At 42.5% G+C, this 18,035-nt stretch carries 17 protein-coding genes and 1 pseudogene; 16 read left to right on the top strand and 2 right to left on the bottom strand.

Annotated features, from left to right (window positions below; all coding sequences use genetic code 11):
* Positions 1-33: 33 nt before the first annotated feature.
* Positions 34-1,710, bottom strand: coding sequence for an AMP-binding protein (locus AC04NP_RS23045; RefSeq protein ID WP_482862320.1), 1,677 nt, complete (start codon positions 1,708-1,710; stop codon positions 34-36).
* 440 nt (positions 1,711-2,150) lie between these two features.
* On the opposite strand from AC04NP_RS23045, the gene AC04NP_RS23050 reads away from it, so the two are divergent.
* From AC04NP_RS23050 to AC04NP_RS23095, 10 genes are all read left to right on the top strand, one after another.
* Positions 2,151-2,630, top strand: coding sequence for an Lrp/AsnC ligand binding domain-containing protein (locus AC04NP_RS23050; RefSeq protein WP_482862321.1), 480 nt, complete (start codon positions 2,151-2,153; stop codon positions 2,628-2,630).
* Between the two features lie 232 nt (positions 2,631-2,862).
* Positions 2,863-4,308, top strand: coding sequence for a Fe-S cluster assembly protein SufB (sufB, locus tag AC04NP_RS23055; RefSeq protein WP_482862322.1), 1,446 nt, complete (start codon positions 2,863-2,865; stop codon positions 4,306-4,308).
* A gap of 108 nt (positions 4,309-4,416) precedes the next feature.
* A complete protein-coding gene (gene sufC, locus AC04NP_RS23060) occupies positions 4,417-5,172 on the top strand; it encodes a Fe-S cluster assembly ATPase SufC (RefSeq protein ID WP_482862323.1) in 756 nt (251 codons plus the stop codon).
* Between the two features lie 42 nt (positions 5,173-5,214).
* Positions 5,215-6,549, top strand: a complete 1,335-nt coding sequence (gene sufD / locus AC04NP_RS23065) for a Fe-S cluster assembly protein SufD (RefSeq protein WP_482862325.1) — start codon at positions 5,215-5,217, stop codon at positions 6,547-6,549.
* A gap of 9 nt (positions 6,550-6,558) precedes the next feature.
* A complete protein-coding gene (locus AC04NP_RS23070) occupies positions 6,559-7,809 on the top strand; it encodes a SufS family cysteine desulfurase (RefSeq protein WP_482862326.1) in 1,251 nt (416 codons plus the stop codon).
* A gap of 1 nt (position 7,810) precedes the next feature.
* The gene (locus AC04NP_RS23075) at positions 7,811-8,257 is read left to right on the top strand and encodes a SufE family protein (protein WP_482862328.1); all 447 of its coding nucleotides are present in this window, start codon (positions 7,811-7,813) and stop codon (positions 8,255-8,257) included.
* 12 nt (positions 8,258-8,269) lie between these two features.
* Positions 8,270-8,593, top strand: coding sequence for an SUF system Fe-S cluster assembly protein (locus tag AC04NP_RS23080; protein WP_482862330.1), 324 nt, complete (start codon positions 8,270-8,272; stop codon positions 8,591-8,593).
* A gap of 27 nt (positions 8,594-8,620) precedes the next feature.
* Complete coding sequence (locus tag AC04NP_RS23085) at positions 8,621-9,037, top strand: BrxA/BrxB family bacilliredoxin (protein ID WP_482862331.1); 417 nt, start codon at positions 8,621-8,623, stop codon at positions 9,035-9,037.
* Positions 9,038-9,582: 545 nt separating this feature from the next.
* Positions 9,583-10,383: an SDR family oxidoreductase gene (locus AC04NP_RS23090; RefSeq protein ID WP_482862333.1), complete on the top strand. Its 801-nt coding sequence runs from the start codon at positions 9,583-9,585 to the stop codon at positions 10,381-10,383.
* A gap of 16 nt (positions 10,384-10,399) precedes the next feature.
* Positions 10,400-10,771 (top strand): transmembrane 220 family protein, encoded by a 372-nt coding sequence (locus AC04NP_RS23095; protein WP_482862335.1) that lies wholly within the window; start codon positions 10,400-10,402, stop codon positions 10,769-10,771.
* Positions 10,772-10,904: 133 nt separating this feature from the next.
* On the opposite strand, the gene AC04NP_RS23100 is transcribed toward AC04NP_RS23095, so the two are convergent.
* A complete protein-coding gene (locus tag AC04NP_RS23100; protein WP_482862336.1) occupies positions 10,905-13,874 on the bottom strand; it encodes a serine hydrolase domain-containing protein in 2,970 nt (989 codons plus the stop codon).
* 227 nt (positions 13,875-14,101) lie between these two features.
* On the opposite strand from AC04NP_RS23100, the gene AC04NP_RS23105 reads away from it, so the two are divergent.
* The 6 genes and pseudogenes from AC04NP_RS23105 to AC04NP_RS23130 form a co-directional block, all read left to right on the top strand.
* Positions 14,102-15,451 (top strand): Gfo/Idh/MocA family protein, encoded by a 1,350-nt coding sequence (locus AC04NP_RS23105; RefSeq protein WP_482862337.1) that lies wholly within the window; start codon positions 14,102-14,104, stop codon positions 15,449-15,451.
* Positions 15,452-15,471: 20 nt separating this feature from the next.
* Entirely contained in the window at positions 15,472-16,407 is a 936-nt protein-coding gene (locus AC04NP_RS23110; RefSeq protein ID WP_482862338.1) for a hydroxypyruvate isomerase family protein, read from the top strand.
* A gap of 389 nt (positions 16,408-16,796) precedes the next feature.
* Positions 16,797-17,165, top strand: a complete 369-nt coding sequence (locus tag AC04NP_RS23115; protein WP_482862339.1) for a hypothetical protein — start codon at positions 16,797-16,799, stop codon at positions 17,163-17,165.
* A gap of 78 nt (positions 17,166-17,243) precedes the next feature.
* The gene (locus AC04NP_RS23120) at positions 17,244-17,489 is read left to right on the top strand and encodes a hypothetical protein (RefSeq protein ID WP_482862340.1); all 246 of its coding nucleotides are present in this window, start codon (positions 17,244-17,246) and stop codon (positions 17,487-17,489) included.
* Positions 17,461-17,826: a hypothetical protein gene (locus AC04NP_RS23125; RefSeq protein WP_482862341.1), complete on the top strand. Its 366-nt coding sequence runs from the start codon at positions 17,461-17,463 to the stop codon at positions 17,824-17,826. The genes AC04NP_RS23120 and AC04NP_RS23125 overlap by 29 nt, the downstream gene beginning before the upstream one ends.
* Positions 17,823-18,035: pseudogene (locus AC04NP_RS23130) on the top strand (IS1634 family transposase); the annotation flags it as partial. The gene AC04NP_RS23125 and the pseudogene AC04NP_RS23130, both read left to right, overlap by 4 nt.

Consider the following 18,035-nt stretch of genomic DNA (forward strand, 5'->3'; position numbering starts at 1 on the left):
TAACTATCTATCCCACAAAACCCACCAACACCCCTACTCTTCCGCCGGCTCCCCCTCTTTAAGCAGCCTCCGCATAATCTTGCCAATGTTTGATTTCGGCAGTTCATCCCTGAACTCAATGAATTTAGGCACCTTGTAGGCAGTCAAATTTTCCTTACAGAATTCCTTTATTTCATCTTCAGTGACAGACGGGTTTTTCTTGACAATAAAGGCTTTTACTACCTCAGAAGATTTGTCATCCGGAACACCAATCACACCTACCTCCAGCACCCCATCCATCAGGGCGATAACATTTTCTATTTCGTTGGGATAGACATTAAACCCTGAAACATTAATCATCTCTTTTTTCCTGTCTACGATTCTGAAAAAGCCATCTTCATCCACTGTGCCCATATCCCCGGTTTTCAGCCAATCTACCATAAATACATTGGACGTTTCCTCAGGTTTTTGCCAATACCCCTTCATAACCTGCGGGCCACGGGCACAAATTTCCCCTACTCCACCTACTGGTACCACCTGATTATTTTCATCCACCAGCTTAAGCTCTGTACTTGGAAAGGGTAACCCTATAGTACCCAGTCTCTCTGAACCATCCAGGGGATTGCAAGAGAGGACAGGAGAAGTCTCTGTCAATCCATATCCTTCGACCAGCGGTCTGCCGGTTATCCTTTTCCATTCCTGTGCCACAGCATCCTGCACAGCCATGCCCCCGCCAACAGCCACTTTCAGTTTGCCAAAATCCACCTGCTGAAAAGCCGGTTGATTCAGCAGGCCGTTAAACAAAGTGTTTACACCGGTTATGACTGAAAAAGGATATCTTTTCAACTCCTTAATGAATGCAGGCATATCCCTTGGATTGGTGATCAGGACATTTTTGGCACCTTTTTTCATCATAGTAAGGCAATTGACAGTTAAGGCAAAAATATGATACAACGGAAGTGCTGTAATGACCACCTCTTTTCCATCATCCAGGTCTACGCCCATCCATGCACAATTTTGCTCCATATTGCTGACCATGTTTCTGTGGGTCAGCATAGCCCCTTTTGAAACACCGGTTGTACCTCCCGTATACTGCAAAAAAGCAAGGTCTTCAGCATCTGTTTCCGGACGGTGATATACCTGTCTTTTACCCTCCCTCAGCGCCTGCTTGAAAGGTATAGCCTCGGGCAGATTAAATGCCGGCACCATTTTCTTTATTCTTTTGACCACAAAGTTCACCAAATGCCCTTTGACCCCACCCAGCAAATCGCCCAGTTCGGTGGTAATGATCAGTTTTATCTGGGTATATTTTAATATTTTTTCAAGATTGTGGCCAAAATTGGTCAATATTACCACCGCTTTGGCCCCGGAATCATTAAACTGGTGGGCCATTTCCCTCGATGTATAAAGCGGATTGGTATTCACCACTACCATTCCGGCCCTTAAAACCCCAAACAGGGCCACCGGAAACTGCAAAAGATTAGGCATTTGAATAGCTACCCTGTCACCTTTTTCCAGTCCTGCCACATTTTGCAGGTAGGCGGCAAATTTTTTACTCTCCACATCCAGTTGCCTGTAGGTAAGACCTGCCCCCATATTGATGAAGGCAGGTGCATCACCGAATTTTTCTACACATTCTTCAAATAGCTCTAAAATAGATAAATACTGATCGGGATTGATTTCTTTTGGGACACCGTTTGGGTAGGCATTATACCATGGATAGTTTTCCATACTTTTCGCTTTGGGTAAAATGAATGAATTAAATTAAATCAACATACTATTTTCGGAAAAAAATTAAACGGTAACCGCTTATCCGAAAATAAATAAAGTTGCTAAAAATAATCAAGATTGGACAAAATAAAAAGAGGTTACATAAGCAACCCCTTTAATAAATAAACAACATAAACCCAAAAAAAGCTGTAGGGGAAGGACTCGAACCTCCACGGAGAAGTTAGCTACACACAAGCTCTATATGTAGTTTATCCAGTGATCTCCACCCTCGAGACAGGAGGGCTTGTCTGCCAATTTCAACACCCTACAGTGTATGTTTAACTATTTTGTGATTACAAATTTAATAGATAAGAAAAAAAATTAAAATTTTTTTAATAAATTTGCTAAAAATTTACATTTCATTTACTTTTGCATAAAATATATTATAAATATCTCAAAATATGGATTCCAAAGCGGATAAAAATTATGAAATTGACAAAATAGATCTTAAGATATTATCCCTTTTAATGGATGATGCTAAGATTCCATATACGGAAATTGCTAAGAAAGTATATGTGTCAGGGGGTACGGTTCATGTTAGAATGAGAAAGCTGGAAGAAATGGGTGTAGTTAAAGGCACCACCCTTAAAATGGATTATTCAAAAATGGGTGTCGACATTACCGCATTTATGGGTATTTACTTAGAGAAGAATTCCTTATATGATCAGGTAACCACAGATTTGAGAGCTATCCCGGAAATCGTGAAAATTCACTATACAACTGGTAACTATAGTATATTTATCAAAATTCATTGTCGCGATACCAAGCATTTAAGAGAAGTATTGCACGATAAAATCCAAAAAGTCGAAGGTATAGAAAGAACCGAAACCTTTATCTCCCTGGAAGAAACACTTAATCGCCACATTCAGTTGGATCTATAAATTTTCACAAACTCAAAACTTTTAGGGGGGTGAGCGCGTTTAACCACTAAAGTTCTTATTTAGAATCATTTTAAATAATTTTCATCAGCCAAATACGCATAAATGGCACCATATATTATCGATTTTATCTATCACAAAATCGAAACTAAATATTGGCTATAAAAAACTTTTAAAATGATTTTATGTTGTAACTTTACCTCGTTATTTTTAATAAGTCTAAATATGCAAAGAAATGAGTAAAGACACTGAAATATTAGAAGAACTAACTTCCTCTGAATATAAATACGGTTTTGAGTCCAATATAGAAGCAGATTCAGCGCCCAAAGGCCTTAATGAAGACATTATACGGTTCATTTCCAGCAAAAAAAATGAACCTGAATGGATGCTGGAGTGGCGGTTGAAAGCTTACAGGCACTGGCTCACACTCAAGGAACCGAAATGGCCTAATGTTAGCTATCCGGAAATAGACTATCAGGATATCATCTACTATTCGGCGCCCAAGCAAAAGGTGGCCCCCAAAAGTCTGGACGAGGTGGATCCGGAATTAAGAGCGACTTTTGAAAAACTCGGTATATCCCTGGATGAACAAAAAAGATTGACAGGGGTTGCAGTCGATGCTGTCATAGACAGTGTGTCAGTGGCTACTACCTTTAAAGATAAACTGGCTGAATTAGGAATTATTTTTTGCTCTTTCAGTGAAGCCGTGCAGGAACACCCTGAACTGGTGAAAAAATATATAGGTTCTGTCGTTCCGGTAAATGACAATTATTTTGCAGCGTTAAATTCCGCAGTTTTTTCTGATGGCTCTTTCTGTTATATTCCTAAAGGAGTGAGATGTCCCATGGAATTATCCACGTATTTCCGGATCAATGCGGCAAATACCGGGCAATTCGAAAGGACCTTGATCATAGCTGATGAGGGCTCTTATGTAAGCTACCTGGAAGGTTGCACAGCGCCGATGCGGGATGAAAACCAGCTACACGCGGCAGTGGTAGAATTATATGCTTGCGACCATGCAGAGATAAAATACTCTACCGTACAAAACTGGTATCCGGGTGATAAAGATGGAAAAGGTGGCATATATAATTTTGTAACAAAAAGAGGTATTTGTGCCGGCGATCATTCCAAGATCTCATGGACGCAAGTGGAAACCGGTTCAGCCATCACCTGGAAATATCCTAGCTGCATTTTAAAAGGCGATCATTCTGTAGGAGAATTTTACTCTGTAGCGGTCACCAACAACTGGCAGCAGGCAGATACAGGTACCAAAATGATCCACCTGGGTAAAAATACCAGGAGCCGGATCGTTTCCAAAGGGGTCTCTGCCGGACAAAGTCAAAACAGTTATCGCGGACTTGTACAAATCCACAAACGCGCCAAAAATGCCAGAAACCACTCTCAATGTGATTCATTGCTGATGGGTGACAAGTGTGGGGCCCATACTTTCCCATACATTGAAACCAGCAATAATTCAGCGCAGATTGAGCACGAAGCGACCACATCTAAAATTGGTGAAGATCAGATTTTTTATTGTTTGCAAAGAGGTATCGATGAAGAAAGTGCGGTGGCCCTGATCGTAAATGGTTACTGTAAGGAGGTACTCAATCAACTACCGATGGAATTTGCGGTCGAGGCTCAAAAGTTGCTGGCGCTGACACTTGAAGGCAGCGTAGGTTAAACTTATTGAATTCTAACAGAAGATTTTTTACCCTGCCATCCGGTACGAGATGGCAGCTTAAAAGATCTGTTAAAAGCTTTCAAATAATTATTACTAAATCGAACAAAAATGTTAAGCATTAAGAATCTGCATGCTTCTATAGAAGATAAACAAATATTAAAAGGCATCAACCTGGAAGTAAAGCCCGGGGAGGTACATGCCATCATGGGACCTAACGGTTCCGGAAAAAGTACCCTGGCCTCCGTACTCGCAGGCAGGGAGGACTATGAGGTGACAGAAGGCAGCATTGAATTTCTGGGAAAAGACTTACTGGAGTTGGAAGCAGAAGAAAGGGCCAGGGAAGGGCTGTTTCTCGCGTTCCAGTATCCCGTTGAAATACCAGGTGTCAGCTCTACCAATTTTCTTAAAACCGCACTGAATCAGATACGTGAGCACAGAGGTTTGGACCCACTGGACGCAGTATCGTTTCTGTCGTTAATGAAAGAGAAAATAAAGCTGGTTGAGATTGATAAATCCCTGTTAAACAGGTCATTGAATGAAGGCTTTTCAGGAGGTGAAAAAAAACGTAATGAAATCTTCCAGATGGCCATGCTGGAGCCCAGACTTGCGGTGCTGGATGAAACAGACTCCGGACTGGATATCGACGCGCTAAAAGTAGTGGCCAATGGGGTGAACACTTTAAAGTCTAAAGACAATGCAACGATTGTAGTAACCCACTATCAGCGGCTGCTGGACTACATAGTTCCTGATTTCGTCCATGTTTTATACAATGGAAAAATCGTAAAATCCGGCGCTAAAGAGTTGGCACTGGAGCTGGAAGAAAAGGGTTATGACTGGATCAAGGAGGTAGAGCCTATCCATTAATCGAGCTTGTTTATTTTCTGTTATAAAAATGAAATAAGGACAATGACGGTCGCATCAAATAGTATAGATTTACATAAAAATTTCGTTGAGCAATTCGGGATTTTTGAAAAAGAATTGAATGGCAAAAGTCTCACAGATTTTCACCAAACCAGAAAAAAAGCTATCCGGTCATTTGAGCAATTAGGCATGCCCGACCGGAAAACCGAAAACTATAAATATACCCCGATTACAAGGTTGCTGAAGAAACAATTCAATTTTGATTATGCTTCACCGGGCATCCCGGCTATTTCAAAAGCAGCGATCAGCGAATTATTGATCAAAGGTCTCGATGCCTACAATGTCGTCTTGATCAATGGTCGTTTCTCTCAGGAGTTGTCAAACCTGGATATTACATTAAAGGGCCTGGAGATCACCGATTTTAAAAGTGCCTATGAGTCACAACCGGATTTGGTAGGCTCCTACTTTGCCAAATATGCTGAATTTGACAAAGACCCCTTTACTGCGCTGAACACTGCATTTTCGCTCGATGGAACATTTATTAAAGTAAAAGACAACCTGGTTGTCGACAAGCCAATTGTTATTTATTCCATATCCGACTCAACCGCTGCCAATTGGGCAGTTCAGCCAAGAAACCTGATAATCGCAGGTAAAAACAGTCAGGCGAGTATCATCGAAAATTACATTCACCATGGCAATGAGGCCGCTTTTACCAACACGGTAAGCGAAATAATTGTCGATGAAAATGCCTACATAGATTATTACAAACTTGAAATTCAAGGAGACAATGCTTATCATGTAGGCAATACGCAGGTATATCAGGCAGGTAAAAGCACCTTCAATACCACCACCATTTCACTGGCCGGTAGTCTGATCAGAAACAACTTGAATGTGGTACTGGACGATGAGCACTGCGAAGCCAATATGCACGGCTTATACCTGCTGAATGATCGGCAGCATGTTGATAACCAAACCATGGTAGATCACAGAAAGCCTCACTCATACAGCAACGAACTTTACAAAGGTATATTGGGAGGTAATTCAACCGGGGTCTTTAACGGCAAGATATACGTGCGGCAGGATGCGCAAAAAACAAATGCCTTTCAATCCAATAAAAACATCCTGCTCTCTGATGAGGCAAGTATCAATACCAAGCCCCAACTTGAAATATGGGCCGATGATGTGAAATGTTCCCATGGCGCTACCACAGGTCAGTTGGATAAAGAGCAGTTATTTTATTTGCGTTCCCGGGGATTGGGTGAACAGGAAGCCAGGTCGCTTTTGTTATACGCTTTTGCCATTGATGCTCTTGAGAATGTTAAAATTGACGTTTTAAAAGAATACATTGATCACCATATAAGTATCCGTTTAAACCGGTAAATAACCAAGATGAGTAGCAACTACGAAACTTTAAACAAGCACGGCCTCGATATTCGGAAAATCAGGGCGGAGTTTCCTATTCTTCACCAGCAAGTAAACGGAAAACCGTTGGTTTACTTTGACAATGCTGCTACTACCCAGAAACCATTGAGGGTTATCGAGGCATTAACCGATTATTATTCAGGGTACAATGCCAACATACACAGAGGTATTCATACACTGGCCGAAAAGGCTACTTCGGCTTTTGAGGAAAGCAGAAGGGCCGTTAAGGAATTCATGAATGCCCCCGAGGCTGAGGAGATCATCTTTACCTATGGCACTACAGATGGTATCAATTTAATAGCAAGTACCTTTGGAAGGGCCAACATCGGGGAAGGGGATGAAATCATTATTTCTTCGATGGAACACCATTCAAACATAGTTCCATGGCAGATGTTATGCGAAGAGACAGGGGCCAAACTTAAAATAATTCCTATCAATGACCGGGGGGAAATCGTTTTTGAGGCGTTTGAAAAAATGCTTTCCGAAAGAACCAGGCTGGTTTCGATCGTGCATATCTCCAATTCCCTGGGTACCATCAATCCGGTCAAAGAGGTGATACAAAAAGCACACGAATATGGTGCAAAAGTTCTGATAGACGGGGCCCAGGCCTCTGCACACATCGAAATTGATATGCAGGATCTGGACTGTGATTTCTATGTATTTTCGATGCATAAGCTATTCGGCCCCACCGGAACTGGCATTTTATATGGTAAAAGGCCATTACTGGAAGCTATGCCTCCTTTCAGAGGCGGTGGTGAAATGATCAAGGAAGTGACTTTTGAAAAAACCACTTACAACGATATTCCTTATAAATTTGAGGCAGGTACCCCCAACATTGGCGACGTAGTAGCTATCAGGAGAGCCCTGGAGTTTGTAGAAGCATATGGCAAAGAAAACATCAGCAAATATGAAGATGAGCTCTTGCAGTATGCCAACGAAAGATTACAAACTATCCCTAGTGTGAAACTAATAGGTACCGCACAAAATAAAATAAGTGTAGTCTCTTTCATTATGGAAGGCATTCATCATTTTGATATCGGCATGATGATGGACGCCAGGGGAGTGGCTCTGCGAACAGGACATCATTGCACACAACCACTGATGGATCTGTTCAATATCGAAGGTACTGTACGGGCATCGCTGTCTTTGTACAATACTTTTGAAGAAATCGATATCATGGTAGAGGGGTTGAAGAATATTGCGGAAAGGTTTAAGTAGCATGCAAAAATCATCTATTAACGCCAGACAAGACGAAATCATAGAAGCGTTTTCCCTATTGGACGGAGACGTTGAAATGGCAAGTTTTTACCTGATGGAATTGGGGCAGAAATTAACACCCCTGCCGGAAAGCGATAAGGTAGAGGAAAATCTTGTAAAAGGCTGTCAATCGAAAGTATGGCTCAAAACCGAGTTAGGTCAGGACCGTATCAGGTTCAGCGCTGATAGCAATACAGCAATTACCAAAGGCCTGGTGAGCTTACTGGTCAACATTTTATCCGATCAAAAGGTGGATGATATTATCCATGCGGATTTGTACTTTATTCATCGGATCGGCATGGACCGTTTTATCGGTACACAACGGTCCAACGGGTTTGTTGCTATGATTAAACAAATGAAAATGTATGCCATTGCCTATAAAAGCAAGATAGAAAGTAAAGCCTCATAAGTTCGTATGATTATGAAAGAAGAAACACAGGAAATTTCGATAAAGGACAAAATAGTAGAAGCTATAAAGCAAGTTTATGACCCTGAAATACCGGTAGACGTTTATGAGCTTGGATTAATCTACGAGATTAATGTCTATCCGGTCAACAATGTTTACATTCAAATGACGCTCACTTCGCCATCATGTCCCTCTGCAGAAACCATACCTGCTGAGATAGAAATGAAGGTAAAAGAGATAGCAGGTGTAAACGATGTTCAAATCGAGCTGACCTTCGACCCTCCCTATTCGCCGGACATGATGTCGGAGGCGGCTAAACTGGAATTAGGATTTATGTAATTAAGTAACAAATAAAAAAACAATAAAATGTATCCAGAAGAATTAGTAGCTCCTATGCGGGCAGACTTAACCACTGCTGGTTTTAAGGAGTTAAAAACAGGAAACGAAGTGGTGAATCATCTTGAAGATCACCAGGGCACATCGCTGGTGGTGATTAATTCGGTTTGCGGTTGTGCTGCCGGTTCAGCCCGGCCCGGCGTGAAGTTGGCAGTGGAGAATTCGACCAAAAAGCCTAATGAATTGTTGACAGTTTTTGCAGGTGTTGATCAGGAAGCGGTCGCCAAAGCCAGGGAATATACTGCCCCCTACCCTCCTTCTTCTCCCTCAATCGCTTTATTTAAAGATGGCGAGTTGATTCATTTTGTAGAAAGACATCACATTGAAGGAAGGTCTGCAGAGATGATTGCCGATCACCTGTCACAGATATTTGATGAATATTGCTAAACGCAAGGCTACAAAATCTTGTGGCGCCAGAGAATGCAGTAGCGCCACAAGACTTTGTGGCGCTACGACATTTTAACTATTTAACCTATAAGAATGGATTGATTCTGAAATAATAATTCTTTTCGAATTTTAATTTTTTTTATTTTTTTTTTCTTCTGAAAATAATCAATCGCAAAATAGTATAAAGCCTTCATAGTTTTTGGTTTTGAGGTGTCTGACCTTTTTAATTTGAGTATTTGACCTTTTAAAATAGCTTTAACTCATCTGCACCAATCTACATGCCAATATTTTAATCTCTTGATTTACAGGATTTTATAAAAACGTGTTCTTTCAATTCTCACTAATTTTGTATCGCCAGCGTACACAATTCGCTCGAAGGTGAACAGCGGACAAGGATTCTCATCAGAATTTTATTATTTTAAGTTTCAATGAAGGTAATGGCGTTCTAGTCATAGTATGGCTTTGAGCCATACTATGACTATTGGTAGTGGGATAGACTACTGGTAGTGGGATACGGATTTCAACAGTGATAAATAGCGGTACGGATGAAAAATTTAATAAATAAGGTAGTTTGGGTGACCGGGGCGTCTTCAGGTATAGGCGAAGCATTGGTCTATGCGCTGTGCAGGGAAGGGGTAAGGATGATTGTTTCGTCAAGGCGGAAAAATGAATTGATGAGGGTAAAGAAAAATTGCCCACATGAAATCCAGCCACTCATTGAGGTACTGCCACTCGACCTGGCCAACAGTACGGAATTGGATGAGAAGGTAAAAGAAGCTGTAGCGTTTTTTGGTAAAGTGGATATTTTAGTCAACAATGGTGGTGTAAGCCAGCGGTCACTGGTGAAAGAGACCATGCTTTCCGTAGACCGGAAAATCATGGAGATTAATTTTTTCGGAACCATCGCCTTGTCCAAGCATCTCTTACCACATATGATTGAAAACAAGGGAGGACATTTTGTTAATGTCAGCAGCCTGGTTGGCAAATTCGGTACTCCCTACCGCTCCGGCTATGCTGCCTCTAAACATGCTTTACATGGGTTTTATGACTCGCTAAGGGCTGAGTTATGGAAAGAAAATATCAAAGTCATCATGATATGCCCGGGATACATCAAAACCCAGGTGTCGGTAAATGCCCTCGCAGGTACCGGGGAAAATTTCAACCAAATGGATAAAGCCCAGGCCAGTGGCATGGAGGCCGCAGTTTGCGCACAAAAAATCATCCGGGCAATTAAAAAAGAGAAGGAAGAAGTTTATATTGGCGGAATAGAAAAATATGGTGTATATCTTAAAAGATTTTTTCCGGCAGTCTTTTCAAAAATTGTAAGAAAGGTTCCGGTCCGGTAAAATAAACATTGTACCTATGAAAATACTTAACATCGTACTGGCTATTATTTTTGTTTTATTTGCCATCGTTCAGTTTAATGATCCCGATCCTTATTTCTGGGTAGCTATTTATGCCGTAGTAGCAATCATATCAGGTTTTGCCATTTGGGAAAAATACAACCGGCCTGCCCTTATCATCCTGATGATCATTTGTATGACTGGAAGCATCTTCTATTTTCCCGGCCTGATCGAGCTGTTTTCCGATCATGAAATTGGCGACCTTACCAAATCCATGAAAGCCGAAAAACCTTTCATAGAAGAATCGCGGGAAAGTCTGGGATTACTGCTGAGTTTCCTGGTGCTGTCTTTTCAATACTTTCAGTCGACCCGGCAAAAAAAAAACACCTGACCGATGAATGAGGTGTTCCATAAAAATTGCCTTCACAACATGGATAGATACAATCAAAATTCCGGATGGGTAACCCTTTGATTTGAACTGGCAAATAGCTGACAATTCAGGCATTATAATATATTGGTGGAAACTACTTCATCGAATCGTAGATCACCTGCTCGATCTCCGTACGGGTGTTTAAGCGGTAAAGTCTGGTGTTAGAACGGGTAGGATGTACACGGTTGGATAAAAATATATAAACCAATTGATGTTTGGGATCAGCCCAGGCCCTGGTACCGGTAAATCCGGTATGCCCGAAGCTCTCCGGGCTGGCATCTTTGGCAGCGTTGCCATTGGCTTTCCAGGTCAAAGCCGGTTTGTCAAAGCCAAGTCCCCGGCGGTTATTGTTTTCGGGGAACTGGTAACGGGTAAATTCTTTCATGGTGGTTTCTGAAACAAACCGTTTACCACCATATGCTCCCATATTCATATACATCTGAAACAGCTTGGCCAGGTCATTGGCATTACTGAACAGGCCGGCGTTGGAAGATATACCATCCATCATGGCCGCCCCTTCGTCATGCACCCGGCCATGGATCACTACTTGTCTGAAAGGCAGGTCGAACTCAGTAGGTACTATTTGTGATACCGGGAAATCGCGGAACGGTTTATAAGTCAGTGTTGTGGCTCCCAGAGGGCGATAAAAGTGAGCGTAAAGGTAGCTTTCGAAATTCTGTCCGGTCATGTTTTCAATCATTGACGGAAACAGATAAAACGCCAGGCCTGAATACTTGTAGCCGGGTTCGGGTTCCAGTGGTGATTTTTTGATGGCGTGAAATATTTTTTTTTTATAATTCCTGTGAAGGTACAGGTTGTCAGCTATTTTCAACGGGTACTTGCCGGAGGAATCGGTTTTGAAAGTTTTTGGCTTAAAGCCGGAGTTATTCTTTTTAATAGTGCTCTTCCAGTAGGGTATCCACGGTTCCAGCCTCGCCTGGTGGGCAAGAATACTTCTAAAGGTGAGTGCTGACTTGTTGGAGTTTTTGATTTCCGGCACATATTGGCTCAATGGATCGTCCAGGTTAATCTTTCCTTCATCTATCAATTGCATAATGATAGGCAAAGAGGTGGTAACTTTGGTGATCGATGCAAGATCATACAAATCGTCCAGTCGGACTTTTACCGTATCAAAATAGCTGTGATATCCATAAGCCTTATGAAAAACAACCTTTCCTTCCTTTGCAACCAGTATCTGTCCACCCGGTGTAGCTTTGGTTACCATCGCCAGCTCCATTAAAGAATCGATCCCCCTGTTCAAAACCCCTGAATCCATACCTGCCTCCTCAGGCAAAGTGTATTTAAACCTGCCGATCCCTGAAATTTTCAACCCATCTCCGGTTTTAAAGTGATCATCAACAGTCACAGGTAGCTTGCCACGCGCACCGATACCGCCAAATATCAACTGGGCAGCCATCCGTTGTGAAACTTCGCTTTGCGAATAACACATGATGAGTGCCGGTGACTGTTCAATGCCTTCAAACCTCGCAAGGGTATAAGGGTTTCTGAAGACAGTCACGATCGCTTTTCCTCCTGCAGCCATTCTGCCGACCAAACGTTTGACTTCCGATGGATAGGCATTATTATTGGATGGTCTCCTTCTCACCTGATGTAAGGCCACAAGGAGCCGATCATATCGACTCAACGTTCCTTCCAGTCGATTGATTTCATCAGCACTTGCTTTAAGGCCCATATTATAATGATCGATTTTGGCGTATTTCTCCAGCATTTTTTGAAAAGCCGAAACATTTTTGCTGCCGATGGAAAGAGAAGCGAATTTTTTGCCACTTAAATCTTTTAGCGGCAGTATGCCATTTTCATTTTTCAACAAAGTAATGGAAGCCTCTACCAGTTTTTGGTTGACCAGTTTTATCCGGGGATTATTTAAATCCTCAACCAGGTTTTTGATCTCAACAGGTTTGGAATCAGCAAGACCCACCTGATATTTTGCCAGCAATACCTTTTTACATTTGCTGTCGATATCGGCTTGTTTCAGGTCGCCCCGCTGAACAGCCGCCCGGATCGCCTGGATGGCCTTTGGAATATCTTCTGTAAATTCTATCAGATCGTTACCTGCCTGCAAGGCCCTGACATCAGCCTCGCCTACCGCAAAATGTTTGGTAACACCCTTCATATTCATAGCATCTGTGACTACCAACCCTTCAAAATTTAACTTCTCCCTCAGCAATCCACTCACGATAGGCTTTGAAAGTGTCGATGGCAAATTGGCAGTGCTATCCAGGGCAGGAATATTCATATGGGCGATCATGACGCTGCTGATTCCCTCATTAATCAACCTTTTAAAAGGAAACAATTCCAAACTATCCAGCCTGGTTTTCCCATGGTTAATGACTGGTAAATCATAGTGGGAGTCTACATTCGTATCACCGTGTCCCGGAAAATGTTTGGCTGTAGCTAAAATACCATGATCCTGCATACCTTTCATAAAGGCGATACTTTTATTGGCTACCTGCTCCCTTTGCTCTCCAAAAGAACGGTAGTTGATCACAGGGTTGGCAGGATTATTATTGACGTCTGCCACCGGCGCAAAATTCATGTGCATACCGATTCTTTTGAAATTTAAAGCCAGTTCTTTGCCCATGTCATAAATGAGCTGATCATCCTGAATCGCCCCCAAAGCCATCTGATAAGGAAAATTTATGGTGCTATCCAGTCGCATGCCTAATCCCCACTCCGCATCCATGGCAATGAGCAAGGGCACAGCAGAAGCCTGCTGGTATCGATTGGTCAGATTTGCCTGCCTGACCGGGCCTCCCTGGAAAAACACCAACCCGCCTATGCCATATTCACGGACCAAATGCAAAATTTCCTGCCGATGCTCCCGGCCTTTGTTGGAATAGGCTGCCGCCATAAATAGCTGACCGATCCTTTGCCGTGGCGACAGTTGGTTAAAAACAGAATCCACCCATTCCTGCGCCTTTTTATCGACAGTGTCAAATGAGCGTAAACCCTGGTCTGATGAAAGGTTTTGTGCCGGAACATTTAAAAGCACCCAGGCTGCAGCGAGGCACAGTACTAATTTTTTTAGTCTTTTTCTTATCATAAGTCGATAAACCTGAATGGTTAAGCTTAATTTATCTTAATAATAAAATAAAAATAATTAAATTGGGAAGGCAACATTAAATTTTTGTTCTGAGATGGGAAAATCATTACCGGCGCGTTTGACATGGTAAGGTCATGCAGTCCCCTGTGCAAAGGAAGTAACAAAATTCCCGGTAATTCCGGTCAAATACATGTAAATAAGTTTCTAATTCTAATTATTGAACAACCATGAAAAAAACGACGACGAATCAATCATTATTGAATCATTCCGGAAAATCCAGAAGAGCGTTTGTCAAAAACACAGCCCTTGTCTCAGGGGGGCTGATGGTTTCACAGTTACCGGTGAGCCAGGCAGCCCATGTTTTGGGTGATGACACCATAAAAGTCGCTTTAGTAGGTTGTGGCGGACGAGGCACGGGCGCAGCAGTACAGGCCCTCAGCACCGAAGGAAAGGTTAAACTGGTAGCGATGGCCGACGCATTTCAAAACCGGCTTGACAAAAGCTTCAAGCATATCACTGAAAAGTTCGGCAATTCGAAAAAGCTAAAGGTATCCAAAGATCAACAATTTATTGGCTTCGATGCCTACAAGCAGGCAATAGATTTAGCCGATGTGGTTATACTTGCCACCCCTCCGGGTTTCAGGCCCCAGCATTTTGCTTACGCTATTAGCAACAACAAACATGTATTCATGGAGAAGCCTGTGGCAACCGACTCGCCCGGAGTAAGAAAAGTGCTCGAAAACGCAAAAATTGCGAAAGAGAAAAAACTTAATGTGGTAGTTGGGTTACAAAGACATTATCAAAATAACTATCTGAAGGTGATTGAAAACATAAGGTCAGGTGCCATCGGTGACATCATATCCGGCCAGGTGTACTGGAACGGCGGCGGTGTTTGGGTAAGACCCAGGGAAGCCGGTGAGACTGAAATGCAATATCAAATGAAAAACTGGTACTACTTCAACTGGCTGTGCGGTGACCATATTCTGGAACAGCATATCCACAATATCGACGTAGCCAACTGGTTCATCAATGACTATCCTACCACTGCCCAGGGTATGGGAGGAAGGCAGGTGAGAAAAGGTAAGGACCACGGTCATATATTCGATCATCATTTTGTGGAATTCACTTATCCTTCCGGTACGATCATCAGCAGCCAATGCAGGCATCAACCGGGAACCATGTCCAGGGTCGATGAAGTTTTTCAGGGCACCAAAGGCACTTCTTACACCAACAGCAGCAACAAAGGAAGGGTAAAGGATTATCAGGGAAATACTATCTACAATCACCGCGGCAACAAAGATCCCAATCCTTACCAGGTCGAGCACGACAAGCTATTTAGTGCCATCCGTAATGGAGATGTTATCAGCGACGCAGAAAACGGTGCCAAAAGTACGCTGGCTGCGATCATGGGCAGAATGGCTACTTATTCAGGACAGGTCATCACCTGGGATCAGGCGATGAACTTCGACAGCCAACTGGTTCCTGATAACCTTTCCTGGGACTCCGATCCTCCTGTGATGCCTGATGAAAATGGCAACTACCCGGTACCGGTGCCAGGTCAGTTTAAGATCTACTAATGTTCAGGTAGTAATAACATATGAAAAGAAGAGTATTTGTAAGAAATTCTGTCTTGGCAGGAGGCTCAGTATTATATGTGCCTTCTGCTTTAAGTACAACATCCAAACCAGAGAAAAGTAACTCAATGAACACTAAAGCGTCAAAATTTAAATTGAAATATGCCCCCCACTTTGGCATGTTTAAACATCATGCCGGCGATGATTTGATGGATCAACTCACCTTTATGAAAGAAGCAGGATTCAATGCATTGGAAGACAACGGCATGCCAAAGCGGGAAATATCCGTACAAACCAAAATCGGCCGAAAACTGGAGGCCCTGGACATGGAAATGGGTGTATTTGTGGCTTCGGCTACGTTTTCAGAAGTTACATTTGCCGGTGAGGATAAGCGCCGGAGGGAGGCTGTGCTTAAGGATATCAAAAATTCGATAGAAATAGCCAAACGCTGTAATGCCAAATGGATGACGGTCGTGCCAGGCATGTACAGCACCAAAATACCCTGGGACTACCAAACCGCCAATTGTATAGAATTACTAAAGCGGTGCAGTGAAATTTTGGAAACCCACAATCTGACCATGGTCCTGGAGCCACTTAACGCTTACACCAACCATCCCGGATTATTCCTGACCAAAATACCCCAGGCGTACATGATCTGCGAAGCTGTCGACAGCCCTGCCTGCAAAATTTTGAATGACCTGTATCATCAGCAAATCACTGAAGGCAATCTAATCCCCAACATCGACCGCGCCTGGGAACAAATCGCCTATTTCCAAATGGGAGACAACCCCGGCCGCAAGGAACCCACAACCGGTGAAATCAATTATAGAAACATTTTTAAACATATCTATAAAAAGGGATTCACAGGCATCATGGGCATGGAGCACGGCAATTCCAAACAGGGGAAAGAGGGGGAGTTGGCGGTGATTGAAGCTTATCGGCAAAGTGATAACTTTTAGGCAGTCACTGAGTAGGAGTCAATGGAGTTTGGGTGTCAGTGGGGGTTTGTGTGTGAGGGTATTTAATCGGATCGGGGTTTAGTATTCGAAGTGGGGCTGTTCGATAAGTTTGCTCCGGTTAAGAAATAAAGGTTTTTATTTTACTCAGCGTTTCCTGAAACAAGTCGAAATGTAATACTTGTTGAACAGCCCCATTCTAACACCATGGTCGCTTAAAAATTGTTGATTTGAATCACCCGGAGTGTGCTGTTGCCTTCGCCATCATCAACACGGCCGATCAATGCCAGGGAAATGTTTTTGAACACAACTTCTCCTGTTTTCCGCACGTTTATTACGAAGCGTTCTCTATGTTAAAATTTGAGGGATTTTAGTGGTGCATTGGGTGTCCCATGGCTATTTTAGGTCATGTTTTTGCGAAAAAAAAGAACCGTTCAGGTAGTATTTCGGTCCAAATCATCTCCAAAGCCTATGGCAAGTACCAAGTAGTTAAGCGTATAGGAAGTGGATTTAGCGAACAGGAAATCGAAAAGCTCTGGCTTTTAGGTAAGCAGGAGATAGAACGACTTTCTGCCCAGTCAATAATTTTTATCTCTGAACAAGATATGGTGGTCGAACAGACCATGGAAAGTCTTGCCAATGCAAGTATCAGTACATTAGGCCCCGAACTGGTTTTTGGTAAGCTCTACAATCATATCGGCTTTGGGCAAATTCAGGAAGTATTATTTCGTCGTTTGGTAATTGCCCGTTTAGTAAGCTAAAAACCGCAGAATATCTTTATCGTTACCAGGGGCTACACCCGGAAGTTGATATGATCTATCGTTTTTTGGATAAACTTAGTGACCGACTTAAGGAAAAAGTTGAACAAATTGCTTTTGCTCATAGCAGTATTAAAGGGTAATTTAACGGTTGTCTTCTATGACATGACTACCCTTTATTTTGAGGCCAGTGATGAGGATGACCTTCGTAAGACAGGTTTTTCAAAGGATGGAAAGCACCAAAACCCTCAAATCTATTTGGGTTTATTAGTAGGTCGGCATGGCTATGCTACCGGTTATGAATATTTTCCAGGGAGATACTTATAAGGGGCATACCCTGATCCCTTTTCTGGAGAAGATTACCACCCGGTTCGAATTAGGAAAGCCAGTGGTAGTGGCTGATGCAGGCTTACTGTCAAATGATAACCTCAAAACATTACAGGCAGAGGGTTATCAGTATATCCTTGGAGCAAGGATCAAAAATGAGGCTAAGCAGATCAAAGAACACATCCTGCAACAAGAATGGGAAGAAGGCAAAGCCATTCGCTTGTCAAGAAAGGATGATACTAAGATACTAAGCTCATCGTGGCTTATTCGCAAAAAAGAGCCGGTAAGGACCAGTACAATCGGCAAAGAGGACTCAACAGACTGGAAAAACAAATGAAACGAGGCAAACTGACCAAATCCAATATCAACAACCGAGGATACAACAAGTACCTTAAATTAGAAGGAGAACTTACCGTAAAGATTGATTACCAAAAGTTCAAGGCTGATCAACGCTGGGATGGGTTAAAAGGCTCTATCACTAATACCAAATTGACTAGTAAAAAGATCATTGAGAGCTACAACAACCTATGGCATATCGAAAAGGCA

The organism is Agaribacillus sp. DX54 (genome assembly GCF_056858335.1).

Excerpts from the sequence above, each read along its gene's own strand:
- AC04NP_RS23045 (WP_482862320.1), bottom strand. The coding sequence starts at position 1,710 with ATGGAAAACTATCCATGGTATAATGCCTACCCAAACGGTGTCCCAAAA.
- AC04NP_RS23050 (WP_482862321.1), top strand. The coding sequence starts at position 2,151 with ATGGATTCCAAAGCGGATAAAAATTATGAAATTGACAAAATAGATCTT.
- sufB (WP_482862322.1), top strand. The coding sequence starts at position 2,863 with ATGAGTAAAGACACTGAAATATTAGAAGAACTAACTTCCTCTGAATAT.
- sufC (WP_482862323.1), top strand. The coding sequence starts at position 4,417 with ATGTTAAGCATTAAGAATCTGCATGCTTCTATAGAAGATAAACAAATA.
- sufD (WP_482862325.1), top strand. The coding sequence starts at position 5,215 with ATGACGGTCGCATCAAATAGTATAGATTTACATAAAAATTTCGTTGAG.
- AC04NP_RS23070 (WP_482862326.1), top strand. The coding sequence starts at position 6,559 with ATGAGTAGCAACTACGAAACTTTAAACAAGCACGGCCTCGATATTCGG.
- AC04NP_RS23075 (WP_482862328.1), top strand. The coding sequence starts at position 7,811 with ATGCAAAAATCATCTATTAACGCCAGACAAGACGAAATCATAGAAGCG.
- AC04NP_RS23080 (WP_482862330.1), top strand. The coding sequence starts at position 8,270 with ATGAAAGAAGAAACACAGGAAATTTCGATAAAGGACAAAATAGTAGAA.
- AC04NP_RS23085 (WP_482862331.1), top strand. The coding sequence starts at position 8,621 with ATGTATCCAGAAGAATTAGTAGCTCCTATGCGGGCAGACTTAACCACT.
- AC04NP_RS23090 (WP_482862333.1), top strand. The coding sequence starts at position 9,583 with ATGAAAAATTTAATAAATAAGGTAGTTTGGGTGACCGGGGCGTCTTCA.
- AC04NP_RS23095 (WP_482862335.1), top strand. The coding sequence starts at position 10,400 with ATGAAAATACTTAACATCGTACTGGCTATTATTTTTGTTTTATTTGCC.
- AC04NP_RS23100 (WP_482862336.1), bottom strand. The coding sequence starts at position 13,874 with ATGATAAGAAAAAGACTAAAAAAATTAGTACTGTGCCTCGCTGCAGCC.
- AC04NP_RS23105 (WP_482862337.1), top strand. The coding sequence starts at position 14,102 with ATGAAAAAAACGACGACGAATCAATCATTATTGAATCATTCCGGAAAA.
- AC04NP_RS23110 (WP_482862338.1), top strand. The coding sequence starts at position 15,472 with ATGAAAAGAAGAGTATTTGTAAGAAATTCTGTCTTGGCAGGAGGCTCA.
- AC04NP_RS23115 (WP_482862339.1), top strand. The coding sequence starts at position 16,797 with ATGGCTATTTTAGGTCATGTTTTTGCGAAAAAAAAGAACCGTTCAGGT.
- AC04NP_RS23125 (WP_482862341.1), top strand. The coding sequence starts at position 17,461 with ATGAATATTTTCCAGGGAGATACTTATAAGGGGCATACCCTGATCCCT.